The 23711-nt window shown below is 32.9% G+C and carries 22 protein-coding genes and 1 pseudogene; 10 read left to right on the forward strand and 13 right to left on the reverse strand.

From position 1 onward, the window contains the following. Nucleotides 1-28: 28 nt before the first annotated feature. The 3 genes from DMZ43_RS05835 to DMZ43_RS05845 all read right to left on the reverse strand — a co-directional run bounded on the left by DMZ43_RS05835 (nt 29) and on the right by DMZ43_RS05845 (nt 2137). Nucleotides 29-523: a hypothetical protein gene (locus DMZ43_RS05835; protein ID WP_036119663.1), complete on the reverse strand. Its 495-nt coding sequence runs from the start codon at nt 521-523 to the stop codon at nt 29-31. A gap of 235 nt (nt 524-758) precedes the next feature. Further along, nucleotides 759-1538, reverse strand: coding sequence for a hypothetical protein (locus tag DMZ43_RS05840; RefSeq protein ID WP_131506646.1), 780 nt, complete (start codon nt 1536-1538; stop codon nt 759-761). Between the two features lie 158 nt (nt 1539-1696). After that, nucleotides 1697-2137 carry a hypothetical protein gene (locus DMZ43_RS05845; RefSeq protein ID WP_131506647.1) on the reverse strand — a complete coding sequence of 147 codons (441 nt, stop codon included), beginning with the start codon at nt 2135-2137 and terminating at the stop codon, nt 1697-1699. Nucleotides 2138-2311: 174 nt separating this feature from the next. Between DMZ43_RS05845 and DMZ43_RS05850 the strand changes: the two genes are divergently transcribed. Next, a complete protein-coding gene (locus tag DMZ43_RS05850) occupies nt 2312-2977 on the forward strand; it encodes a uracil-DNA glycosylase (RefSeq protein ID WP_131506648.1) in 666 nt (221 codons plus the stop codon). Between the two features lie 303 nt (nt 2978-3280). On the opposite strand, the gene DMZ43_RS05855 is transcribed toward DMZ43_RS05850, so the two are convergent. The 5 genes from DMZ43_RS05855 to DMZ43_RS05875 are packed head-to-tail and all read right to left on the reverse strand — an operon-like array spanning nt 3281 to nt 7243. Next, on the reverse strand, nt 3281-4135 hold the full coding sequence (locus DMZ43_RS05855) for a substrate-binding domain-containing protein (RefSeq protein ID WP_129760042.1): 855 nt from the start codon (nt 4133-4135) through the stop codon (nt 3281-3283). A gap of 2 nt (nt 4136-4137) precedes the next feature. Next, the gene (locus DMZ43_RS05860) at nt 4138-5007 is read right to left on the reverse strand and encodes a nucleoside phosphorylase (RefSeq protein WP_131506649.1); all 870 of its coding nucleotides are present in this window, start codon (nt 5005-5007) and stop codon (nt 4138-4140) included. Continuing rightward, nucleotides 4997-5932: a DUF1835 domain-containing protein gene (locus tag DMZ43_RS05865; protein ID WP_238155784.1), complete on the reverse strand. Its 936-nt coding sequence runs from the start codon at nt 5930-5932 to the stop codon at nt 4997-4999. The genes DMZ43_RS05860 and DMZ43_RS05865 overlap by 11 nt, the downstream gene beginning before the upstream one ends. A 2-nt stretch (nt 5933-5934) precedes the next feature. Beyond that, nucleotides 5935-6264, reverse strand: a complete 330-nt coding sequence (locus DMZ43_RS05870) for a translation initiation factor (protein ID WP_131506651.1) — start codon at nt 6262-6264, stop codon at nt 5935-5937. Nucleotides 6265-6292: 28 nt separating this feature from the next. Beyond that, nucleotides 6293-7243 (reverse strand): isopenicillin N synthase family oxygenase, encoded by a 951-nt coding sequence (locus tag DMZ43_RS05875; RefSeq protein WP_131506652.1) that lies wholly within the window; start codon nt 7241-7243, stop codon nt 6293-6295. A 148-nt stretch (nt 7244-7391) separates the two neighbouring features. Between DMZ43_RS05875 and DMZ43_RS05880 the strand changes: the two are divergent. Both DMZ43_RS05880 and DMZ43_RS05885 read left to right on the forward strand, forming a co-directional pair. Continuing rightward, nucleotides 7392-9392: pseudogene (locus DMZ43_RS05880) on the forward strand (thiamine pyrophosphate-dependent enzyme). A gap of 69 nt (nt 9393-9461) precedes the next feature. Further along, nucleotides 9462-9863: a 3D domain-containing protein gene (locus tag DMZ43_RS05885; RefSeq protein ID WP_131507209.1), complete on the forward strand. Its 402-nt coding sequence runs from the start codon at nt 9462-9464 to the stop codon at nt 9861-9863. On the opposite strand, the gene DMZ43_RS05890 is transcribed toward DMZ43_RS05885, so the two are convergent. Continuing rightward, the gene (locus DMZ43_RS05890; protein ID WP_131506653.1) at nt 9835-10395 is read right to left on the reverse strand and encodes a biopolymer transporter ExbD; all 561 of its coding nucleotides are present in this window, start codon (nt 10393-10395) and stop codon (nt 9835-9837) included. The two genes, DMZ43_RS05885 and DMZ43_RS05890, sit on opposite strands and share 29 nt — an antisense overlap. Nucleotides 10396-10985: 590 nt before the next feature. On the opposite strand from DMZ43_RS05890, the gene DMZ43_RS05895 reads away from it, so the two are divergent. Both DMZ43_RS05895 and DMZ43_RS05900 read left to right on the forward strand, forming a co-directional pair. Then, nucleotides 10986-12500, forward strand: a complete 1515-nt coding sequence (locus DMZ43_RS05895) for a DEAD/DEAH box helicase (protein ID WP_131506654.1) — start codon at nt 10986-10988, stop codon at nt 12498-12500. 87 nt (nt 12501-12587) lie between these two features. Further along, nucleotides 12588-13277 (forward strand): hypothetical protein, encoded by a 690-nt coding sequence (locus tag DMZ43_RS05900; protein ID WP_131506655.1) that lies wholly within the window; start codon nt 12588-12590, stop codon nt 13275-13277. 2 nt (nt 13278-13279) lie between these two features. Here DMZ43_RS05900 and DMZ43_RS05905 read toward each other — a convergent pair whose 3' ends face one another. After that, on the reverse strand, nt 13280-13867 hold the full coding sequence (locus DMZ43_RS05905) for a pseudouridine synthase (protein ID WP_131506656.1): 588 nt from the start codon (nt 13865-13867) through the stop codon (nt 13280-13282). Nucleotides 13868-13985: 118 nt separating this feature from the next. Between DMZ43_RS05905 and DMZ43_RS05910 the strand changes: the two genes are divergently transcribed. Genes DMZ43_RS05910 through DMZ43_RS05920 form a run of 3 tightly spaced genes read left to right on the forward strand, consistent with a single transcriptional unit; the run spans nt 13986 to nt 18651 of the window. Beyond that, nucleotides 13986-17267 carry a glycosyl hydrolase gene (locus DMZ43_RS05910; RefSeq protein WP_131506657.1) on the forward strand — a complete coding sequence of 1094 codons (3282 nt, stop codon included), beginning with the start codon at nt 13986-13988 and terminating at the stop codon, nt 17265-17267. A gap of 13 nt (nt 17268-17280) precedes the next feature. Beyond that, nucleotides 17281-17706 (forward strand): SRPBCC domain-containing protein, encoded by a 426-nt coding sequence (locus DMZ43_RS05915; RefSeq protein ID WP_129760054.1) that lies wholly within the window; start codon nt 17281-17283, stop codon nt 17704-17706. A gap of 18 nt (nt 17707-17724) precedes the next feature. Further along, a complete protein-coding gene (locus DMZ43_RS05920; RefSeq protein WP_131506658.1) occupies nt 17725-18651 on the forward strand; it encodes an EamA family transporter in 927 nt (308 codons plus the stop codon). Here the strand turns inward: DMZ43_RS05920 and DMZ43_RS05925 are convergent, their stop codons facing one another. From DMZ43_RS05925 to DMZ43_RS05935, 3 genes are read right to left on the reverse strand one after another with little or no spacing between them, the layout of a single operon-like run. After that, nucleotides 18652-19227: a hypothetical protein gene (locus tag DMZ43_RS05925; RefSeq protein WP_131506659.1), complete on the reverse strand. Its 576-nt coding sequence runs from the start codon at nt 19225-19227 to the stop codon at nt 18652-18654. Continuing rightward, nucleotides 19224-20975: a S41 family peptidase gene (locus DMZ43_RS05930; protein WP_131506660.1), complete on the reverse strand. Its 1752-nt coding sequence runs from the start codon at nt 20973-20975 to the stop codon at nt 19224-19226. The genes DMZ43_RS05925 and DMZ43_RS05930 overlap by 4 nt, the downstream gene beginning before the upstream one ends. A gap of 6 nt (nt 20976-20981) precedes the next feature. Then, nucleotides 20982-21566: a YceI family protein gene (locus tag DMZ43_RS05935; protein WP_131506661.1), complete on the reverse strand. Its 585-nt coding sequence runs from the start codon at nt 21564-21566 to the stop codon at nt 20982-20984. Between the two features lie 262 nt (nt 21567-21828). Between DMZ43_RS05935 and DMZ43_RS05940 the strand changes: the two genes are divergently transcribed. Together DMZ43_RS05940 and DMZ43_RS05945 are read left to right on the forward strand one after the other, a co-directional pair. Continuing rightward, a complete protein-coding gene (locus DMZ43_RS05940; RefSeq protein ID WP_131506662.1) occupies nt 21829-22470 on the forward strand; it encodes a hypothetical protein in 642 nt (213 codons plus the stop codon). A gap of 98 nt (nt 22471-22568) precedes the next feature. Further along, complete coding sequence (locus DMZ43_RS05945) at nt 22569-23624, forward strand: NAD(P)-dependent alcohol dehydrogenase (RefSeq protein WP_131506663.1); 1056 nt, start codon at nt 22569-22571, stop codon at nt 23622-23624. Nucleotides 23625-23711: the final 87 nt, after the last annotated feature.

A 23711-nucleotide genomic window follows, 5' to 3' on the forward strand; every position in this document is an offset into this window, starting at 1 on the left:
AATTGCAGTTATACATTGTTGGCAATAGTTATTTTTCCAATTTATTAGTTGTGGCTACTTCTCTGTGTAATTTCCATTTTCCATCGCTCTTGTCCTTTTTTAGTATGGCCAAGAAAGTATCCTCAATTTCTATCGGTTCACCTTGTTCATTGGTGTAATAAACAGAGCTTGTTCCAAAGTCATACGCTATACTATCACTTACAATAATTGTTTCTTTGGGTTTCATAATCAAACTGTCGTAACTAAAAGAGCCCACAGGTTCATTTCGTAGACGTTTATATTCTTCCCAAGTCCCACAAATAGGTGTTAATGATATGATATCTTTAGTACCATAATTCCTTAAATCAGCATAGCGTTTTTCTTTAATTGCCAATTGAAAGCCTGCGCGAGTTTCCTCAATCGATGCTAATTCGGCTTGAATATCTATTTTGGTTTCATCCATCGATTTTATTTCCGTTTGCTTGTTTTTTTCGTTACAAGAAATAAGAAATATTGTCACTAAAAGAAGTGTTAAATTTTTCATTTTATTTTGGATTTACGGTTACTTTCTAATTATTGCCAACTTTATAAGAAATGGATTATTTTAATAATCTATATCTACCGTTAAGCGAAGTTAAAGCTTTAAATGTTAGTAATCAATACATTACCTGAGTTTGTAAAATTATTTAATGCACAAATTGTTAGTAACTAATAGTTGTGTTTTCAGAAGTAGGCGAGGACAGCGCCATTACTTATAGCCATTGTTAGCAACAGTTATTTTATAAATCAAATTGTCCTATAAAACTTTCGTTACCTCTTTCGGAAGCATAATAGTAAAGTCCAATTATAATTTTTGTTTTATTTGATATATCAGTTTCTTTTTTCCGAGTATAAATCTTGACACTTTCTTTAACACAGTTCAACAAGTCATTTTTAAGGTTTTCATTGTCAAATTCTTTTAATGCTTTAACTTCACTAATCGACAAATCACTCTCAACAGTCAATTCATAAAGTGCAAATCTATCCGTTTTGACTTCATAACCTTTGAATTCCTTTAAGCAACCGTTAGAAAATGATGTTCTTAATCCAAATTCGTTTGAAGTTTGAAGTTCAGACTTTTTTAAATATTCAAGTACTTGAAGTTTGAGTTCAATTGATTTTTTATAGTTCTTTTCCGCGTATGGATATTTTTCAGAGTTGAATTTTCTATCTATTTGTTTTGCGCCAGAACAATACCCAAAACTCAAATTTCCGTTTTTATTTTTACTCGCAAAAATTAACCATTCACTATTTTCAGGTGTATAAAATGCACAACTACTATTTAAAGCACTATAGATTTTTAAATTGCTCGTTTGTTGTCCTTTATACAGGTCAATTATTTCTATTTGAATATCGTGTAAGTTCGAATTTTCTTTGTCAGGTGAAATTTTAAGGATTTTTGCAGTTGCAATAAAGTCAGACATTGGAATTCTATCCATTAATGGAACTATTCTACAAGAACAAGCCAAAAGTTTGCTTGAAATAGTAATGAATATTATGGTAAGCAGAATTTTTTTCATAATTGGTGCTAACTTTATAAGATATGGATTGTTAAACGAAGTTAGTGTTTTAAATATTAGTAATCAAAGTATTATATATGTTTATGAAGCTATTTAATGCACAAACTGTTAGTAACTAATAGTTGTTTTTTTAATAGAGTAGTAGAATAGCTTTATTTTTAATTAGACTCCAGTTCAATACTATGTGTGGCAAATCCGCTTCCAGTATTATTTTCAGCCATTCCTTTTATTACACCATTTCCTGAAAAGTCAGTATTAAATTTAATTATAGCAATCGATTTGGCAATTAAGCCGCTAGTCGAATTTTCAATGTTCAAAATTTCCATATTACCAGATTCTATTGTCCATATAAATTCGGTATCAATAGGGTTGTCATTTTTTGAGTAAAAAGTTGTTACAAATTTTATGATTTCATTAGGTAGAGCAAAATCAGTTCCATCTACACATATTGATGCTAATGTGTTTGTTTCTATTGTTATTTCACAATCGGTTACATCTTTTAAGTTTCCAATTGTAGGTTCGATATCATCATCATTTGAACAAGATGTTACAATTACGACAAGAACAAGTAATACTGAATAGATAGTTTGTTTATTCATAATATTTCATTTTTTAGTTAATGTGTTTTCTTAATAGTCTCTATAAACCTTAAAAGGTTGCTTCAAAATATCTTAAATTCTTTCGGTTTGGTTTCTGAACGTAGTTATATTTCCTGTAAATAAATTTAGTAGAGTAGTAGGATAGCTTTATTTTTGCGGTACACGCAATACATTATGGACGTTAATATACACCCAAGCTGGAAACCTTATTTACAAGAAGAATTTAACAAACCATATTTTACTGAGTTGGTTAGTTTTGTAAAAGATGCTTACGCTACAAGTACGTGTTATCCTCCTGCTAAGCAAATATTTTCTGCATTTGAGCATTGTACTTTTAACGAAGTGAAAGTAGTTATTATAGGTCAAGACCCTTATCATGGTCCAGGACAAGCTAACGGATTGTGTTTTTCGGTTAACGATGGTATTCCGCATCCACCATCATTAGTTAATATTTTTAAAGAAATTGAAACTGATGTCAATACGCCTTATCCTAAAAGTGGTAATCTTGAACGTTGGGCAAAACAAGGTGTGCTGCTTTTAAATGCGACTTTAACAGTTAAAGCACATACAGCAGGAAGTCATCAAAAAAAAGGTTGGGAAACATTTACTGATGCTGTAATACAAAGCATAAGTAAAGAAAAAGAGAATGTGGTTTTTTTACTTTGGGGAGGATTTGCTAAAAAGAAAGCGTCGCTAATTGATAAGACCAAGCATCATATACTTACATCGGGACACCCTTCGCCATTAAGCGCAAATAGAGGGTATTGGTTTGGTAACAAACACTTTAGTAAAACTAACTCCCTGTTGGAGCAAGTTGGGTTTGTTCCAATTGTTTGGTAACCACTTTTGGCTCTCTAAAGTCTCTAACAATTTTTCTTTTGGATTGTGCTTTTTTAGTCGTTTTGTTGCAGCTAAAGAATAGCAATAAGAAGTTAACAGCAACTAGAAAAAATAGCAATAAAGTAATTTTCATAATCATAGAATCAACGGTTTAGTCAAGCATTTAACTTGGATTGGGTATGGGCAAATGTAAGTAAAATTTTAATATATAGAAAGTTACGTACAAAAAATGCCAAAAAATAACACTTAAGTAATATAAGTTTAACCTTTAACTATATAACAAGTTTAGTAGCGATTTCCCTACTACAATTTGTAAACTATTTCGGGATATTGAAGTTTTTTATCGATAATATTCAATTCAAACAGCTTGTTTTGAACATTAGTTATTGTTGATTTGTCTATGTTTTCTTGAGACCATTCGGTTAAATTTAACCATTCTTGTACGTCTTCAAGTTTTTGGTCGTATCTGTTAGAAATGGTTTTATCAATACTAGGTATGCTCTTAAAATCAGAAGTTGTGTTGTTTATAATGTCCAAGATGGTATTTAACTCTTCTAGATTATTCTCAATAAATTCATCTCTTACTGCTATTACAAAACAAGGCCAAGGTGTTGGGCAATTATCTACACGTCTAAACACACCTTTATCAACTATGGGTTTAGTGGTAAATTTTTCCCACATAAAGTAATCTGCTTTACCGTCAACCAAACCTTCAACAGCACCATCAAGATTTTTAACGACCTCGAAATTTAGATCTTCTTCTAAATTCCAATCGTTATTTTGCGCATTGATATAAGCCATTAAGTGCGACCCAGAACCATATCTGCTAATTGCTGCTTTTGTGCCTTTTAAATCGTTAATAGATGTGTATTTAGAATCATTAGCTACGTGGATTCCCCAAATTAAAGGAGATTGCACAAACACCTGAACTATTTTACTTGGATTGCCTTCAACAATATCTTTAACAATACCTTCAGTTAAAATAACTGCCATGTCAATATCACCATTACGAAGTGCTTTACACATTGAACCTGTACCACCATAATAGTCTTTCCAACGTAGGTTAATCCCTTCATCTTTGTATTCACCATTTTTTAAAGTTAAATACCAAGCAAGATTAAAATGCTCTGGTACACCTCCAATTTTTACGTTCTTCATATTCAATCTGTAAGTTTGTTAAGCGTGTAAAGAATTAAATCGTCTACAATTGCTTTTGGGTCTTCACTAAACGTTCCTGATGCTCTGTTTGCTATTATAGCATTCATGGATAATGCTTTATGACCTAATAATTTTGCTAAACCGTAAATTCCTGCGGTTTCCATTTCAAGGTTAGTAATGGCTTTTCCTTGATAATTAAACGATGCTAATTTATCATTTAATTTTGGGTCTTGAACAGGCAACCTTAACACACGTCCTTGTGGTCCATAAAATCCAACATTGGTTGCTGTAAACCCTTGTGCTGTTTGTGATGAGCTTAGTTTGTTGTAAAGTGCTTGGTCACAAGACACAATGTAAGGTCTTGATTTATGTTTAAACCAATCTAAATGTTGTATTAATGCTTCAGAAATTTCAGGATATTGTACATGCTCGCTTTCGTAAAAATGTAATAAACTGTCAAAACCTGCTGCATATTCGCTTATTAAAAACGAATCGGTAGGAATTTCTTTTTGGATAGAACCAGAAGTTCCTATTCTAACAATATTTAACGAAGTAAGTTTTTGTTTTACTTCGCGTTTATCAAAATCGATATTTACCAAAGCATCTAGCTCGTTAAATACAATATCAATATTATCAGTACCAATTCCTGTTGAAATTACTGTAATACGTTTGTTTTTATAAGTTCCTGTTTGGGTGTGAAACTCTCGTTTTTTAGTTTGAAATTCAATAGTGTCAAAATGTTTGGTAACACTATCAACTCTATCAGGATCACCAACAGTAATAATAGTATCAGAAATATGTTCTGGTCGTAAATTTAAATGGTAAATACTACCATCAGGATTTAAGATAAGTTCAGACGCTTTAATAGGCATTTATTGGTGTTTTAATAAGTTTGTTTTGTTGTTTACTAAACTGAAAATCCAATCTATTTACTCCACCATAGTAAATATTATTGTTTATTTCAGATGAATAATTAGTAGTATTTAATAAGGCTTCATGACCTTTTCTGTTTAAAGAAATATGTTGCTCTTCTTCGTTGAAGAATATGGAAAGTTTATCAATTAATCGGTTAATTTGAATATCTCCAAACCCAAAATAGCCTTGATAATTTAGGGTATAACCTAAAAGATGATGTCTCGATTTTATATCGTTATCTCTCACAATAGCTAAAATATTATGCTCTAAAACACTTAGGCCACTTTTTGAATCAGGAAAACGCTCTAAATGCGCTTTTAAGCAATTGCTTAAATATTTAAACGATGATTTTTTGGTGATATAAGGCTTTAATAGGTTATGGTCTTTACCACAATAGGTTTTCCATACTGTTGTAGCCAAATCTAAATCCTCTTCAGAAAGCTTTATTTTATTTTTATAGTGGTTTAAAAGCTGGCTTTGTGTAAGCTCTGGTAATCCTTTAAGGCTTTTTTCGCCTTCAATTCTACCAGAACACACTAAATACACAGGAAGATTAATTTGTTTTTGTTTGATTAAGCTTATTACAGCAACAAGGTTGATATGGCAGAATAAATCGTATTCAAACCAAAGGACAATTTCTTTGTAGGTATCAGCATTATTAAGCTTGTTGATGTCTTCAAAGAATTTTTCATCATGAAAATCTAGATTATACACATCGTTAAAAAAGTCTTTTCTGATTTTTAAATACTCTTTAGCATCAATACGCTCAGTAGTTGGACCTTCGCAAAGCATTTCATCCCAAGTTAAAATATCACCTTGTATTGAGAGTTCTAATAACCTTTCGGTTAGGCTATCTCCATTTGTAATATGCAATGTTTCCATAATTATCCGCCTACACGTTTTACAGCAAATCCCTTGTCTTTAAGTATTTGCATTATTTTATCTCTATAGTCGCCTTGAATAATGATTTTATCATCTTTAAAACTTCCACCAACACTCAATTTGGTTTTAAGTTCTTTTGCAAGTGCTTTAAAATCTTCGGTAGCTCCTGTATAACCTTCTAAGATAGTAATAGGTTTACCTTTTCGCTTTTCGTATTTACAAATTATAGGATCGTCCTGCATCCATAGTTCATCAGCGTCGTCATTGGTGTCATCAGACGCTTCTGGGACATGGTCTGGAAAAAGGTTTTTAAGCTGGTCTTGTAAATCCATTTATTAATTTTCAGTACGCAGTTGTTGGTTATTTTTTAATTAAACCTAGTTCAACTAAACGCTCATGAAGGAATTCACCTGCTGAGATATCATCATACAGTTTTGGATGGTCTTCGTCAATACAACTCTCCAATACGTCTAATCTCATTTCACTTACAGGATGCATAAAAAATGGAATAGAATAACGTGATGTTCCCCAAAGTTCTTTTGGTGGATTGATAACTCTATGGATAGTAGATTTTAATTTGTTGTTAGTGTGACGCGACAACATATCTCCAACATTAATCATTAATTCATCAGGTTCTGCAATGGCGTCAATCCATTCACCTTTATGATTTTGTACTTGTAGTCCTCGTCCTTGAGCTCCCATTAATAACGTAATAAGGTTAATATCACCATGAGCAGCAGCTCTAACAGCTTCTTTTGGCTCTTCTTTAATAGGAGGATAGTGGATAGGTCTTAAAATAGAATTTCCGTTGTGAATGTATTGGTCAAAATAGGTTTCTTCTAAATCTAAATGAAGTGCAAGCGCTCTTAAAACATATCTAGCTGTTTTTTCAAGCATTCTATAGGTTTCTTTACCTATTTCATTGAATTTAGGTAATTCTTCTACAGTCACATTGCTTGGATATTCTTCTTCAAGTTTCGGATTGTCTTCAACATATTGTCCAAAATGCCAAAACTCTTTTAAGTCACCTTCTTTTTTTCCTTTAGCACTTTCTTTACCAAAAGATACGTAACCTCTTTGACCTCCAATTCCAGGAATTTCATATTTCTGTTTAGTGTCAACTGGTAAGTCAAAAAAGTTTTTTACTTCTTTATATAGGTTGTCAACTAGTTTATCATCTAAAAAATGACCTTTCAATGCTACAAAGCCTATTTCTTCATAAGCCTTACCAATTTCTTTAATAAATTTTTGTTTTCTATCAGGATCTCCAGAAATAAAATCTTCGAGATTTACACTAGGTATTGAATTCATTGTTTGTATTTTTAAGTAGTAATAATACAAAAATAACGAAAACATCGCTAAAATTTCACTTCTTTGATTGGTTGTTAAAAAAAATCCTGCTTAGATATAAATCTTTCAATTTTTAGTTACTTTTGAAATACGAATGAAAAATGACAAAATGCTAACTTCATCAAAAAGCAATATTACTTACGACAAAAAGAATTTAGACTCTAAAATACTTTTACAACTTTACGCTAACATGCTAAAACCACGCATGGTAGAAGAAAAAATGCTTATCCTTTTACGACAAGGTAAAATTTCAAAGTGGTTTTCAGGAATTGGACAAGAAGCTATTTCTGTTGGTGTTACAATGGCTCTTAACAAAGAAGAGTATATTTTACCAATGCATAGAAATTTAGGTGTATTTACAACCCGAAAAGTACCTTTAAACAGATTGTTTAGCCAATGGCAAGGTAAAGCCAATGGTTTTACTAAAGGAAGAGATAGGTCGTTTCATTTTGGAACGCAAGAGTATAATATTGTAGGGATGATTTCGCATTTAGGACCTCAACTAGGAGTTGCAGATGGTATTGCACTTGCAAGCGTACTGAAACACAAAAACCAAGTAACAGCAGTATTTACTGGTGAAGGCGGAACTAGCGAAGGTGATTTCCACGAAGCTTTAAACGTGGCCTCTGTGTGGCACTTGCCTGTTATTTTTTGTATCGAAAATAATGGCTACGGACTTTCAACTCCAACAGACGAGCAATACAACTGTAAAGATTTAGCAGATAGAGGTAAAGGCTACGGAATGGAGTCGTTTATTATAGATGGAAATAATGTTGTTGATGTTTATAGTAAAATTTCAAAGCTAGCTGAAAGCATAAGAAAACGACCAAGACCAATTTTAGTGGAATTTAAAACCTTTAGAATGCGTGGTCATGAAGAAGCAAGTGGTACAAAGTATGTTCCTGAGCAATTAATGACTGAATGGGCTAAAAAAGATCCTGTACGAAATTTTGAAGTTTACTTAAAGGAACAAAAAATACTTACTGAAAAAGAGGATACTATTTTACGTGATAATATCCTTAACGAAATAAACGAAAACTTACAGTTAGCTTACGATGAAGAAGAGATTACTCCAAGCGTAACTAATGAGTTAAATGATTTATTTAAACCTTTTAATTATCAAGAAGTTAATCCAAGCAGCAAAACTAATGAGTTGCGATTTATTGATGCTATTTCTGAAGGTTTAAAACAGTCTATGCAACGCCATAAAGATTTAGTAATTATGGGTCAGGACATTGCTGAATATGGTGGTGTTTTTAAAATTACTGAAGGCTTCGTAGAAGAGTTTGGAAACGACAGAGTAAGAAATACGCCTATTTGTGAATCGGCAATTGTTGAAGCAGGAATGGGACTGTCTATTGCAGGAATGAAAGCAGTTGTAGAGATGTAGTTTGCTGATTTTGTTAGTTCTGGATTTAACCCAATAGTTAATTATTTGGCTAAATCATATTACCGTTGGAACCAAAATGCCGATGTTGTTGTAAGAATGCCTTGTGGCGCTGGTGTTGCCGCTGGTCCTTTCCACTCGCAAACCAATGAAGCTTGGTTTACAAAAACACCAGGTTTAAAAGTAGTATATCCAGCGTTTCCTTATGATGCCAAAGGTTTATTAGCTACAGCAATTAATGACCCTAATCCTGTATTGTATTTTGAGCATAAAGCTTTATACAGAAGTATAAAACAAGATGTGCCAAAGGATTATTACACACTACCATTTGGTAAAGCGTCATTGCTAAAAGAAGGAAATACAGTAACCATAATTACTTATGGCGCAGGAGTACATTGGGCTTTAGAAACTCTAGATAAAAATCCTGATATACAAGCAGATTTATTAGATTTAAGAACTTTACAACCATTGGATACTGAAGCAATATTTAATTCAGTTAGAAAAACAGGAAAAGCCATTATCTTACAAGAAGATTCGCTATTTGGTGGAATAGCAAGTGATATTTCAGCGCTGATAATGGAAGAGTGTTTTGAGGCTTTAGATGCTCCTGTTAAACGAGTTGCGAGCTTAGAAACGCCAATACCTTTTGTAAAGCAATTGGAAGATCAGTACTTAGCTAAAGGTAGATTTGAAACGGTTTTAAAAGAGTTGCTTGAGTATTAACATCCTTTTTGTTGTATCTTAGTCATTATGATGCAACAAAATACTTTTAAGTTATTCTGTGTTTTTTGTATGATTTTCTGTTTGTCTTGCAACGAAAAAGAAGTTGCTACTCACGAATGGAAAACACTCAAAGTAACAGCTACAGCTTATAATTCTTTTGAGTATCAAACCAATACCAATCCACATATTACTGCTTTTGGAGATAGCCTAAAACCAGGTTATAAATACATTGCTGTTTCAAGAGATTTGTTAGCTTTAGGGTTGGAGCACAATACACCTGTTACCATCGAAGGTCTTGACGGATTGTATCTTGTTAAAGACAAAATGAACCGTCGTTGGCGCAACAGGATTGACATTTACATGGGAACAGATGTAAAAGCTGCCAAAGAATGGGGACGAAAAAAAGTAACTATTAGCTATCAGGTTGAAATAGAAAAAGATTCTATTTCGTCACAGCCTCTGAAAGAATAAAAGGATATGCTTTTTTCACTGCTGCAATATCTTCATCAGTTACTGTTATTGCAGTTTTACCTAATACATCTTTTGTATACAATTCTCTTAATTCATAATAAGCTTTAGTAAGTTCATCTTGTACTGAAATGTAAAAATTATAAGAGGTAAGCTTATCATTCTGCAAAGAAATCACAGCTTTTTTAGGGTTGTCAGATAAAAACGATAGTCCTTTTCCGTTGCAATACGTACAACTATCATCTCCATTATTATCTAAAAATGATTTAGCAATATCTTTTAGTTCTGGTAAGGTAACCAACTCATCTTCAATAAATATTTCATCTTTACTGTTTAAAACAATCCTTAAAATGTTTCGTTCGTTAATGGGTTCGCTGCATTCAGTGTTTGGCGGACAAGGCTTGGGCAATTTTCGGTTAATACCTTTATCCATTGATATGGTTGTGGTTACCAAAAAGAAAATTAATAATAAAAATGCGATGTCTGCCATAGAACCAGCATTTACTTGTGGCGAATTGTGTCTTGAAGTTCTCATAATAAAAGGATTAGAAGTTTTACTAGTCCTCTCAAAAACAATACCATAAAGTTTTGTTAAAAAGAAAAACCAGCATGATCAAGATTCATACTGGTTTTCTAACTCGCTAATTGATTGATGATTTCTTTTATCGTAACGTCTCCAAGTCGTCGTCGCTACTGTGTGTTGTGTCGATAATTTTTGATAAAGTTTTCATGATTGATTGATGGTTTTGATTGATGAAATTAAGACTGTTTGAATTAGCTTCTAAAACGTCTTTTACTGTTCCAAGAATTACTTCTTGTGTTCTCTAAAGTTCCGCTTAATTGATTTGTGTTTAAAGTTCTCATAATATTTTGTTTTAAATGATTGATGTTTATACCTAATAGACGATCATTTTTGATTTTTGTTACAGTACTATGTATAACAAAGTAATAAATTAACAAATTTTAACGTTTAAACTAATAACTATCAAACGAATAGAGTAGAGGTGCTTAGCTTAATACAAACCAATTTTGTGAAAATCTTTTTAATAAATGTTGAAAGATTACTGCGTTATAACCTTATAAAGCCTTAGTTTTGTACGAATTTTTTAAGAGGGAGATTTATTTATGTCTGAGACGCTACAAGCAGCAAAAGAACAAGAGAGTAAAAAACGGTTATACGATTATCAGTTAAATGACTTAAATCGCATTTTTGATGTGATGGATAAGTCGCCAAATAACTATAATTTATTGTATCAATTGCCAACTGGTGGAGGAAAAACAGTAGTGTTTTCTGAAATTGTGCGTCGCTACATTAAAAATCACAACAAAAAAGTAGTAATACTTACACATCGAATTGAGCTTTGTAAGCAAACCTCTAAAATGCTTTCTGGATTTAATGTTAAAAACAAAATCATTAACAGTAAAGTAAAAGATTTACCAGACCAAGACCAGTACAAGTGTTTTGTTGCAATGGTAGAAACTTTAAACAATAGACTTAATGATGACAAGCTAAAGCTTGAAGATATAGGCTTAGTAGTTATTGACGAGGCACATTACAATTCCTTTAGAAAGTTATTTAAGTTTTTTGATAAGTGCTTTATTCTTGGAGTAACAGCAACACCTTTAAGTTCTAATATTAAATTGCCAATGAAGGACAATTATCAAGAACTTATTGTTGGTGATGATATTGCGACACTTATTAAAAACGGATTTTTAGCAGATGCTGAAGTATATAATTATGATGTTGCCTTAAATACTTTAAAAATTGGTATTAATGGTGATTACACTGTAAAATCATCAGAAGCACTATATACTAATTCCATCATGCAGAGTAAATTGCTGCATGCGTACGAAGAAATGTCTAAAGGCAAAAAGACATTAATCTTTAATAACGGAATTAATACTTCTAAAGAAGTGTATTATGTATTTAAAAGAGCTGGTTACAATGTTCGACACCTAGATAATACAAATACTAAGCAAGAACGTAAAGAGATTTTAAAGTGGTTTAAAAACACACCTGACGGAATTTTAACTTCAGTAAGTATCTTAACCACAGGGTTTGATGAACCTTCAGTTGAAACAGTAATTTTAAATAGAGCAACACGTTCGTTGACGCTTTATTTTCAAATGATTGGTCGTGGTTCTCGTATTTTTGGAGATAAAAAAACATTCATGGTTTTAGATTTAGGGAACAATGCCATTAGGTTTGGACCATGGAATCAACCTGTTGATTGGCAACACATTTTTAAATATCCAGACCTATATTTAGAAAATATTAGAAACGACGAAGATATCGAGCGAGATTTTGTTTACGTCATGCCAGATGTAGTAAAAGCTCGTTTTAAAGGCGCTAAAATGACTGACTTTGACATTAAACAAGTGTATAAAGAAGTTATTCAGGAAGGTCAAAAATCTATTGTTGCTATTGAGCGTTCTATTGAGCAACATTCGCAAATGTGTATTGAAAGCAGTGAGGATGTTTTTGAAGCTAGAGCACTAACCAAGCTACTTCAAGATGATATTGCTTACCGTATAAAACAATACTCATATTGTATAATGAACAGCACGCAAAACTATAAAGATTGGCTAATGGAAGAGTACAACCGTAAGCTACGCTTAAGTTTTAATGGTAAGTTTTAACTCTTTTTTAAAATTTATCTTATTAAAAGTCGTTATTTTCGAAAATAGGTATAGTTTTTGATTTTTAGAGATAAACCCATTTATCATATGCCCAAAGTGAATCTTAAATTAGTAATAGCTTTATGTATGTTGTTCTCGTTTCAGCTTAATGCACAAGTTGATAACGAGAAGAAATCAATACCTATTCCTGCTGAAGAAACTAAGAAAAAAGATTCATTACCACCTGATTTAAAGATAAAACCAAACGAGAAAGCATCTATTACCAAAGGCGAAAATCACATTAGTGGAATTCCGTATAAAAGTAAAGTTGAAGTTAAAGAGTTGAAAAATGAGTTTTCAATGATTGACGACAATAAACTTTTAAATCCTGGAACCATTTTTGAAAAACGCTGGAACAAAACAGCAGTTGACCAAGCGATAAAACCTGCTTCAATGGATGATGTTTTTTTAGGTGATTTTAGGGTGAACGGAAAATTTGTAAACATCATTTGTAGAGACCACCAGTTTCCTGATGGAGACAGAGTAAGAGTTTATGTTAATGACGACATTATTATTCCAAGTTTAGTATTGACTTCTAATTATAAATCTTTCAATATTCCTCTTGTTGAAGGGTTTAACAAAGTCGTGTTCTTAGCGCTAAACCAAGGAGAATCTGGTCCAAATACTGCAGAATTTCAGGTTTATGATGATAAAGGTAATTTAGTATCTTCAAAACAATGGAACTTACTTACAGGTGTTAAAGCTACAATTATTGTTACTAAAGAAGCTGAAGAGTAAACTTATACCAAACTATTCATTTCCTTAACTTCTCCATAGTTAAGTCCTTCAAGCGTTATAGCTCCAATTCTAACTCTAACTAATCGTAGCGTAGGAAAACCAACTGCAGCAGTCATCTTTCTTACTTGTCTAAATTTACCTTCTGTTATAGTTATTGAAATCCATGAGGTTTTACCATGTCTGTCATCACGTATATTTTTACCTCTTTCAGGAAAATCAGGCACTTCAATTAGTTTATAAGCCTTACAGGTTTTGGTAGTATAAGTGTCTTTTTTGTGACTCAAGTCGACACCCTTTTTAAGTTGTTCTAGCGCGTCGTTAGTAATATCTCCATCAACTTGTACGTAATATTCTTTTTCAACAGCTGTACTAGTTATTGTATAGCTAATTTGTCCATCAGTAGTTAAGAGTAACAACCCTTCTGAATCTTTATCTAACCTACCAACAGCCATAGTACCTTTAGGAAAATCATACAGTTCTCCTAAAAACTTTTTCTTCTGTTCATGTTTTGCATTACTCATAAACTGACTAAGGTAACCATACGGTTTAAATAACTTATAATGAAAATGTTTAACTGTATCCGAAGACATCTGATATTTTTTTAAAAACTTATTGCTGAAATCTATTAATAAATTTATAAGATTAAAACAGGTATTCGCTTTTATTTTTTATAAATTCACTAACCAAAAATTTAAAGTTATTTTCTTCATGAAAAAATCAACCGTTTTAATGATTGTAGGCTTGAGTTTAGGCTTACAATTTACGCATGCCCAAAAAAACAAAAAAGAAGACAAACAGCCACTTGACGAAATTACTATAAGTGGATTAAAATGGAGGAATATAGGACCTTCATTAACTTCTGGTAGAATATCAGATATTGCTGTAAATCCTAATAATCCTTTTGAATACTACGTAGCTTCATCTTCTGGTGGTGTATGGAAAACTACTAATGCTGGTAACCATTACACACCAATTTTTGATGGTCAAGGGTCTTATTCTATAGGTTGCGTTACTATTGATCCTAACAATACTAATGTGATTTGGGTTGGTACTGGAGAAAATAACAACCAAAGATCTGTATCTTATGGTGATGGTGTTTACAAGTCTATTGATGGAGGTCAAAGCTGGAAACACATGGGATTAAAAAACTCTGAACACATTGGTAAAATTATTGTGCATCCAGACGATTCTAACATTATTTACGTGGCTGCAATTGGTCCGCTTTGGAGTAAAGGAGGAGACAGAGGTTTATACAAGTCTACCGATGGTGGTGAAAACTGGGAAGCTGTGCTTACTATTGACGAACATACAGGTGTTACCGATTTAGTAATGGACCCAAGAGATCCTGATGTGCTTTATGCAGCAACACTTCAAAGAAGAAGACATGTTTATACCTATGTTGGTGGTGGCCCAGGATCTGGATTACACAAAACTACTGATGGTGGAAAAACATGGCAAAAAGTTGAAAACGGATTACCTAAAACTGAATTAGGACGTATTGGTTTAGCTATTTCTCCTGCAAACCCTGAAATTATTTATGCTATTGTTGAAGCTGCTGAAGGTAAAAGCGGATTCTTTAAATCTACAAATCGAGGTGCAAGCTGGGAAAAGCAATCCAACCACGTAACAAGCGGAAACTATTATCAAGAAATTATAGCTGACCCAATAGATGAGAACACAGTGTACTCTATGGATACTTGGATGAGTGCAACAAGAGATGGAGGTAAAACCTTTAATATGGTTGGTGAAGTGACTAAGCACGTTGACAACCATAGTATTTGGATTGACCCTAACGATAACAAGCACTGGCTTGTAGGTTGTGATGGCGGAATTTACGAAACCTTTGATGCTGCCAACAACTGGGATTTTAAAGAAAATCTTCCTGTAACACAGTTTTACAAAGTAGCAGTTGATAATGCTGAACCTTTTTATAATGTGTATGGTGGAACCCAAGATAACTTTAGTCTTGGAGGACCATCAAGAGTAGTTACAGATCATGGTATTACAAACTTTGATTGGTTTATCACTAATGGAGGAGATGGTTTTGAATCTCAAATAGACCCTTACAATCCTGATTTGGTATATGCACAATCACAATATGGGTTTTTAGTACGATACGATAAAAAGAGTGGTGAAATTGTTGGTATTCAACCTAAAGAGCGTGAAAACGAAAATGCATACCGTTGGAATTGGGATGCTCCATTAGCAGTAAGCAAACATGCTAAAGGTCGTGTATATTTTGCAGCTAATAAAGTGTTTAGATCTAACGATTACGGAAATAGCTGGGAAGTTTTAGGAGATGATTTAACACAACAAATTGACAGAAATACATTAAAAGTGTATGATAGAGTGGTGAGTATAGATGCAGTTGCTAAAAATGGTTCAACATCACCTTACGGAACTATTGTTGCCTTCTCAGAATCTCCAATTGATGAAAACCTTATTGCTATTGGTACTGACGATGGTTTAATCCAAATCACTGAAGATGGTGGTCGCACATGGCGAAAAGTATCTAACATCTCTGGAGCGCCAAAACAGTCTTATGTTAACAATGTGTATTTATCAAGACATGATGCAAATGTTATATATGCAGCATTCAATCATCATAAATATGGCGATTTTAAACCTTATATATTTAGATCAAATGACAAAGGAAAAACATGGTTTAGCATAAGCAATAACTTACCAGAACGTGGTAGCGTGTATGCTATTGAAGAAGATCATGTTAACAGCAATTTAATTTTTTGTGGTACGGAGTTTTCAGCATATTTCTCTCCAGATGGTGGTAAACGTTGGAAAAAACTAGCTAACGGACTACCTACTATTGCTGTTAGAGATATAGCAATTCAAGAGCGTGAAAACGATTTGGTACTTGGTACTTTTGGTCGTGGATTTTATGTGTTAGATGATTATTCGTCACTTAGAGAAGTAAAAAATAGCACACCAACTGAAACTGCTACCATTTACCCAATACGCGATGCTTATATGTGGGAAAAGAGTTTACCTTTAGGCTTACCAGGAAAAGCATTTCAAGGAGATAACTTTTTTAGCGCTCCAAACTTAGGTCCTGAAGTTATGATAACCTATTATTATAATGACGATTACAAATCTTTAGAAGACCAAAGAAAAGCGAAGGAGAAGAAACTTATTGAGTCAAAAAGCAACACACCTTATCCTACATACAGCGAGTTAAAAGCTGAACGTGATGAAATGGAAGTACAGCTTGTATTCACTATTAAAGATGAAATGGGTAATGTAGTTAAGAAAGAGTTTGTAGCTCCAAGCAAAGGATTGCAACGTTTTCACTGGGATTTGAGATACACACTACAAGATCCTATTAATTTTAATAGTTCCGATTTTTACAATCCTTGGGCAAATAAAGACGAAGGTACTTTAGTACAACCTGGTAATTATACTGTTGACATGCAACTGTATAAAGATGGAGAAATGACTAGCTTAGTTAACCCTATAACTTTTAAGGTTAAGCCTTTAAATAATACTATTTTACCTGCAGAAGACCGAGCGTCTAAAGTTGCTTTTCAAAAGCAGATTTCTCAATTGGAATCAGACTTAGGAACTTGCCAAAGTATGATGAGTGAAATGAATAACAAAATAAGATACATGAAGAAAGCTGTTAAACGTTCAGAATTACCATTTGCACAATTAACCGCTTCAATTAATGCTATAGAAAAGAATTTAGAAGCGATTAGCACTAACCTTTATGGAGACAGTGTAAAATCTAAGTTAGATATTGACCAGTTATTAAGTCCTGCAAACCGATTAGGAACCATAAGTTACGAGCAAAAGTATTCAACATCAACACCTACTGAAACTCACAAAACAAGCTATGCAATTGCAAAAAAGCAAATTGATGCTATAAAGAAACAGTTAGAAGTGATTTACAATGTTGATATTAAAAAACTTGAAGAGCAACTCATAAAATCAGGAGCACCATATACTCCTGGTCGTGGTTACGAAAACGAAGACTAAAACTTAAATTTCAATGTCAGATAAAATCGTTACTGTTTCGCAAAAAGTAAACACTTCAATTGAACGTGTTTGGAAAGCAATAACACATAAAGACCAGATGAAAAACTGGTATTTTGAACTTGAAGAATTTTTACCTGAAAAAGGGTTTAAATTTGAATTTATAGGTTATGGACACACAGGTGAGCAATTTAATCACCTGTGTGAAATTACCGAAGTTATTCCTCTAAAAAAGCTACAGTATAGTTGGGAATATAAAGGTTACGTAGGAAAGTCCTTTGTAACGTTTTATTTAGATGGTAATGCAAAATCTACTACCATTACTGTAACGCATGAAGGTATTGAAACGTTTCCTGATCATCCAGATTTTGACAAATCTAATTTTACTGGAGGCTGGAAACACATTATTAAAGAATCATTATATAACTATTTAACTAAATAAAGTTACCTAACACATTAAATGAGCCAACCTAAAAGCAAATTACTCATTGTATTGGCGTTCTTTTCTATATACGTCATTTGGGGATCTACCTATTTACTTAACAAAATTGCAGTAATGGAGTTACCTCCATTTATGCTAGCGTCAATTAGATTTACAGTTGCTGGCATCTTAATTTTTGGGATTGCAAAAACTATGGGTATTTCTATAAAAATAACAAAAAAACAACTGCTTAACACAATGGTAGCTGGCTTTTTGTTTCTAACTTTTGGAAATGGAGTAGTGGTTTGGGCTTTAAAATATGTAGATAGTGGTTTTGCAGCTTTAGAAATATCAGCACAACCTTTGGTTATTCTTATTCTAATGAGAATTTTACAAGGCAAAAAAATACAACCTATGTCATTAATAGGTGTTGCTCTTGGTATTGTTGGTATTTACCTTTTAGTAAGTCAAAAACAAATTATAGCTCAAGAAAACTCCATATTAGGTATGATTATGATTTTTGCTTGTATGCTAAGTTGGGCGTATGGCAGTTTGTTTGTTGGTAAAGCCGATTTACCAAACAATTATTTTATCAATACAGGTTATCAAATGTTTACAGGAGGCATTATGCTTTTCATTGCTAGTTTAGCTTTTGGGGAAAGGTGGTCCACACCAGATGTTTGGAGTATTGATGTTCAAATATCTATGGTATTGCTTATTCTATTTGGAAGTATTGTTGCGTTTACCTCATTTAATTATTTACTAAAAGCAGTATCTCCTGAAAAAGTAGCGACATCTACTTATGTCAACCCAATAGTTGCGTTGTTTTTAGGATGGTATTTTTTAGATGAAGCGATCACAGTTCAATCAGTATTAGCAGCTGTAATATTACTTACAGGAGTGTACTTTATAAATACCAAAAAGAAACTTGTTCTATTTTCTAGATTCAATAGAAAGCAAGTGTAATTAATAGCACACATTGTTTTTAAGAATTATGGTATTCAGTTCATTCCAGATGCTATCATCAAACGATTTTGGTGAAAACTTAAAAAGCAGTAGAGTAGTATTCTTTTCTTTACAGTAATGCTCTTCTACAGTGACATTTAATGTTATTATTTCTTTAGTTTTTAAACGGTCAAAAGTTTTTAGTTTCCCTTTATAGCTTGTCTTGGTTTTAACCAATAATACATTAGTTTTTAATATACCATTTTCAATATTTCCATTAATGTTCATAGCCATTAAACCATCAAAATAAAGCTGTAAATCATTTTCCAAAGTATGCTCATTAATGTCAATTTCACCTTCTATATGCCAAACAAAAGCATATGACCAAAATCTAGGACTATCTTTAGTTCCCCATCCTTTTGGAAATTGAGCTTCTTCAAAACCTGAATATGGAATATCCTGAGCAAAACCAATAGGAAACTTAAATACTTCCTTTGCCCAAGTGCTATCTGTTACCAAAAGATTTTGATGCGTTTCATCTTGAGCGCTAACTAGTGTAGTTATCAAAATTACAAAACATATTAGTAAATGTTTCATTTTGTTTCGGTGAGTTTTAGAGTATGATTTTTAACGGTATCTATATTATTCAAATAGTCTTCAATAGGTTGTGTTACTGTAATATCTGGCAATACTCCAGTTGTGTCAGGTAGTGTTTTAACAGCAACTCTACTTGCTGTATTAGCGACATAGTATTGTAGTTTTGTGTTCTTCAATCGACATACTGTTTGTCCTGCTGTACAAAGCTGATTAGAGCCTAATTCTTCTCCTACTATAGTTCCTAAGCTCAATTCTTTTGCTAAAGCCATAAAATGACCAGTTGTTGATTTTCCGTTTCCGTCAATCATAACATACAAGTTACCTTTAAAGGTATTGGAAACTGGTTGGTGAATTTCATGTTCTGAGGAATGCACAGAGTTTACAAAGTATTTAAAAGGAGCCTTCACTAAATGCTTCAATAAGTAAATACTAGACTCCGCAGAACCACCTCCATTTAAACGTAAGTCAATAATTAGATTTTCAATGTTTCTGCTTTGAATCCTTTTAAAACTAGAATCTATAAGATCCTTAAACTCCTGAAGGTTATTCCATGGGTAATAGTTAAACGAACTAATGGTCATAAGTGCAGTAGCTGTATCATCATAAAACTCTAAACACAAATTAGTTTCACATGGTGTAATTGAATTATCTCTGTAAGGTGCCTTAAAATCTTTTGCTTTGTTTAGTATAATTGGATTCTCATTGCCTTTAATAGTAATCGTATACGTTTTAGGAAAACTAAGTGCATACGGAATAAGTTCAGTAGACCAACTATTAAAGAAATGCTTCTTGGTAGTCTCTGTATATCCTTGCGATTCAATGTGTTTATAGATGTCGTTAATAAGTTTTGAAACTGTTATACCATTAATACTCAGTAGTTCGTCTTTTGGTTTTACCACATCAGAATTGCTCATTGCATCTACCACATAGAGCTTATCATTTACCCAACGTGTTTGCAATGGAAAAATAAGGCTAACATCCTTTAGCATTTCACTCTCTTGCCAAAATCCTCCCAATGTAGTATGTGAACAATTGATACTTGCAATAATTTCACTACAATGCCATATAAACTGACCATAAGTAGTTTGTGGTGTTATCAGTGCCTTTTTTTGATTGATAGTTGCCCAAAAGTCTTCTTTAGAAATAAACTTAAGCGCATTAGGATTAATCTCTATTAGTTTGTGTCCTAGTTGGTCTAAATCCGCTTTATAATCTTCAACAGAATACACCTTAACAAACTTTTCTTGTGGCGTAATCGGTGTCTTGTTTGGAAACTTAATGCGTTCAATCTGGTCTTCAGCATTAAAATTATCAGGATTCATAGCTAAAGACCTCTCGTAATTTTTTAGTGACAACTCCATATTTCCCTTTTTCATATAAGCTTCTCCTAAACTATCATACGCATTGGACGAATTAGGAAACTGATATGCAATCAACTTAAATATCTCTAAAGCTGCATTTGTTTGATTATTCCATAAGAACCCATAACCATACATGGTTAGTTCATCTTCATTATCAAAATTATAAGCTGTTGGATTTTCCTCTTTTAGCTTTAGGTAAAGCGCTACTTGTTCTTCAATTGGCAAATGACCATTAGCTTTTAATTCCGCAGAAATAGAACGCTTTTCAGTATCAGCATTAGTTGAAGCTTCAACTGTAACCGTAGGTGTTGCAGTCTTATTGGTATTACCACAACTTAGTAGAGTAGTAGCAACACCAAATAAAATAGGGATAAATGATTTTAGCATAATTATTTAGTAAAATAGTTCAACTTCAAACTCAATAGCATCAGAAATAGCATAATCCTTAATATCTATAATGCTTTTGGCACCATACATAATATTCCATTTTGTACGATCAATCTTAAACTTAGTAACCAGCTTTCTGTCATTTCCCATCATGCTAAACTCGTTCTCCACTAAAGCTTCAAAGCGTATGGATTCAGTAATTCCTTTGATAGTGAGATCTCCATCCATATGTATTTTGCCATTGTCCATATACTTTGCTTTGGTAATTACTAGAGTAGAAGTAGGGTACACTTCAACATCAAAAAAATCGTCATTCTTTAGATGGTCAACTAAGTTTTGACTAAACTCTCCATCGGTATTGATAATGGTATTCATATCAACTGTAAAGCGTCCACCAGTAATATAGCCTTTATCACTTTCTAGATAACCTTCTTTAAATTTAACTGTTCCGTAGTGCCCTCCAAAACTAAACAACATAGAACTATTCCAGTTTATGACACTCTGTTCAGTATCTATAGTAAAGTTGTTTTGTGCGTTAAGGGTTGAAATACTTAATGACACTAGTAATAATGCAATAACAATTCGTTTCATGATGATGTGATTTAAAATTCATCAGTAAAACTAGCAGGAGCAGTGTTTTTAAATGTCAAAAAAGTGTAAAAGAAGTGCAAATAGTTTCAAAAAGTAGATGGAGAGGGCAATTATCAATAATTCGGCAATGCATTATAGCGGTGATTTTTTCCTTTAATGGTTTTTGGTGTCCTTTTATCGTAAAATTATTACGTTCATAAGATTTTTATGTTTAAAGCGTGTTAGTGCGTTAATTTTGAAAGGATTAAAAGTATGATGTCCCATGAAAAATGTATTTACACTTTTGTTTTTAACGTTATTTGCAAGTACTGCTTTTGCACAAAACACAATGTTAACCGCAAGTATTGCAGATGAAATTCCAACCAACTATAAAAAGCGTAGTCCTGTTTACGATTACACTGAAGTTAACTTAAACAATGTTGACACAATTCCAGGGTTTGACGCTACAACCAACAAACTTAAACTTACAGGAACCATTTATTTAAGTGATGGTGTTACACCTGCAAAAGATGTTGTGTTGTATATTGAACATGCTGATGAAGCAGGAGAGTATGACATTAAAAAAGAACATGGTAAAAAGTATATTGAACATAGAGGTTGGGTAAAAACTGATGCAAACGGAACATATACTTTATACACTTTTATGCCTGGAGAAGCCATTATTCCTATAACACAACCTGAAAGACGAAGCCCAAAGCAAATCTTTCCTATTGTTAAAGTTCCAGGAGAAAAAGCTTATAACTTATCTGCGTTCATGTTTGACAATGACCCATTAATCACGAAAACCTGTCGTAAACGCTTAAAACGTAAAGGTATTGATTGCTTATTGACTACCACTCAAGAAGGCGATATGCTAGTTGCTACAAAAGATATTATATTAAAAGCAGATGCTGCTGCTTATTAGCAAATTGTTATTTTTCAAAACCTAGTATTCTTTTAGAAAAGACAAGTTGTTTGATTGATATTTTGTATTTTTAGTACTCACTAATAATCCATTGTATTATGAACACAACAGTAGTTAAGGCTTATGGTTCAGAATCTCCTGAAGCCGATTTAAAACCTTTAAAAATAAATAGAAGAGAAGTAACACCTACAGATGTTGAAATCGACATTTTGTATTGTGGTGTTTGTCATTCTGATCTACACTTTGCTAAAAATGATTGGGGAATGACACAGTACCCAGTAGTACCAGGTCATGAAATAGTTGGAAAAGTTACCAAAATAGGACAGAATGTTGACAATTATAAAATAGGTGATTTGGTTGCAGTTGGTTGTTTGGTAGATTCTTGCAGAACCTGTAATAATTGCAAAAACGACTTAGAACAATACTGTCCTGAATGGGTTGGCACCTATGGAGGTTTTGATAAACACTTACAAACCAATACGCATGGAGGCTATTCAGAAACTATAGTTGTTGATAAAGACTTTGTACTCAAAGTCCCAGAGAATTTAGACTTGGCAGGCATTGCTCCTGTATTGTGTGCAGGTATTACCACATGGTCACCTTTAAGACATTGGAATGTTGGTAAAGACAGTAAAGTAGCTGTTGTAGGACTTGGTGGTTTAGGCCATATGGCTATTAAACTAGCACATGCTTTAGGTGCGCACGTTACATTATTTTCAAGGTCTACTAATAAAATAGAAGATGCTAAAAGTCTAGGAGCAGACCAGGTTGTTATTTCCACAGATGACGCTCAAATGCAAAGCGTTGCAGGCGCGTTTGATGTTATTATTGATACAGTTCCTTATGTACATGATTTAAACCCGTATATAGGTACACTAAACACCAATGGTACGTTAGTAGTTGTTGGTTATTTAGGACCATTAGACCCAATGTTGGTAACCGTTCCGATGATTATGGGACGTAAATCGGTTGCAGGTTCTTTAATTGGAGGAATTGCTGAAACCCAAGAATTACTGGATTTTTGTGGTAAGCACAATATTACTTCAGATGTTGAAGTGATAAATATCCAAGAGATAAATACTGCTTATGAGCGTATGTTAAAAAGTGATGTGAAGTATCGCTTTGTAATTGATATGAAGTCAATTAAAAATTAATTTCAAAAAAAGCTCTTAATTTTAGTCAAGAGCTTTTTTTCATGATAACACATAAATCTTCATCTATAAAATACCCCAAAACGTATA

It is taken from the genome of Meridianimaribacter sp. CL38 (assembly GCF_004328055.1).
GTDB classification, from domain to species: Bacteria; Bacteroidota; Bacteroidia; order Flavobacteriales; family Flavobacteriaceae; genus Gaetbulibacter_B; species Gaetbulibacter_B jejuensis.

Bases quoted from the DNA above. Each gene is read 5' to 3' on its own strand.
- DMZ43_RS05850 (WP_131506648.1), top strand. From the start codon at position 2,312: ATGGACGTTAATATACACCCAAGCTGGAAACCTTATTTACAAGAAGAA.
- DMZ43_RS05945 (WP_131506663.1), top strand. From the start codon at position 22,569: ATGAACACAACAGTAGTTAAGGCTTATGGTTCAGAATCTCCTGAAGCC.
- DMZ43_RS05910 (WP_131506657.1), top strand. From the start codon at position 13,986: ATGAAAAAATCAACCGTTTTAATGATTGTAGGCTTGAGTTTAGGCTTA.
- DMZ43_RS05940 (WP_131506662.1), top strand. From the start codon at position 21,829: ATGAAAAATGTATTTACACTTTTGTTTTTAACGTTATTTGCAAGTACT.
- DMZ43_RS05865 (WP_238155784.1), bottom strand. From the start codon at position 5,932: ATGGAAACATTGCATATTACAAATGGAGATAGCCTAACCGAAAGGTTA.
- DMZ43_RS05855 (WP_129760042.1), bottom strand. From the start codon at position 4,135: ATGAAGAACGTAAAAATTGGAGGTGTACCAGAGCATTTTAATCTTGCT.
- DMZ43_RS05835 (WP_036119663.1), bottom strand. From the start codon at position 523: ATGAAAAATTTAACACTTCTTTTAGTGACAATATTTCTTATTTCTTGT.
- DMZ43_RS05915 (WP_129760054.1), top strand. From the start codon at position 17,281: ATGTCAGATAAAATCGTTACTGTTTCGCAAAAAGTAAACACTTCAATT.
- DMZ43_RS05845 (WP_131506647.1), bottom strand. From the start codon at position 2,137: ATGAATAAACAAACTATCTATTCAGTATTACTTGTTCTTGTCGTAATT.
- DMZ43_RS05870 (WP_131506651.1), bottom strand. From the start codon at position 6,264: ATGGATTTACAAGACCAGCTTAAAAACCTTTTTCCAGACCATGTCCCA.
- DMZ43_RS05920 (WP_131506658.1), top strand. From the start codon at position 17,725: ATGAGCCAACCTAAAAGCAAATTACTCATTGTATTGGCGTTCTTTTCT.
- DMZ43_RS05885 (WP_131507209.1), top strand. From the start codon at position 9,462: ATGATTTTCTGTTTGTCTTGCAACGAAAAAGAAGTTGCTACTCACGAA.
- DMZ43_RS05900 (WP_131506655.1), top strand. From the start codon at position 12,588: ATGCCCAAAGTGAATCTTAAATTAGTAATAGCTTTATGTATGTTGTTC.
- DMZ43_RS05860 (WP_131506649.1), bottom strand. From the start codon at position 5,007: ATGCCTATTAAAGCGTCTGAACTTATCTTAAATCCTGATGGTAGTATT.
- DMZ43_RS05935 (WP_131506661.1), bottom strand. From the start codon at position 21,566: ATGAAACGAATTGTTATTGCATTATTACTAGTGTCATTAAGTATTTCA.
- DMZ43_RS05925 (WP_131506659.1), bottom strand. From the start codon at position 19,227: ATGAAACATTTACTAATATGTTTTGTAATTTTGATAACTACACTAGTT.
- DMZ43_RS05875 (WP_131506652.1), bottom strand. From the start codon at position 7,243: ATGAATTCAATACCTAGTGTAAATCTCGAAGATTTTATTTCTGGAGAT.
- DMZ43_RS05840 (WP_131506646.1), bottom strand. From the start codon at position 1,538: ATGAAAAAAATTCTGCTTACCATAATATTCATTACTATTTCAAGCAAA.
- DMZ43_RS05930 (WP_131506660.1), bottom strand. From the start codon at position 20,975: ATGCTAAAATCATTTATCCCTATTTTATTTGGTGTTGCTACTACTCTA.
- DMZ43_RS05905 (WP_131506656.1), bottom strand. From the start codon at position 13,867: ATGTCTTCGGATACAGTTAAACATTTTCATTATAAGTTATTTAAACCG.
- DMZ43_RS05890 (WP_131506653.1), bottom strand. From the start codon at position 10,395: ATGAGAACTTCAAGACACAATTCGCCACAAGTAAATGCTGGTTCTATG.
- DMZ43_RS05895 (WP_131506654.1), top strand. From the start codon at position 10,986: ATGTCTGAGACGCTACAAGCAGCAAAAGAACAAGAGAGTAAAAAACGG.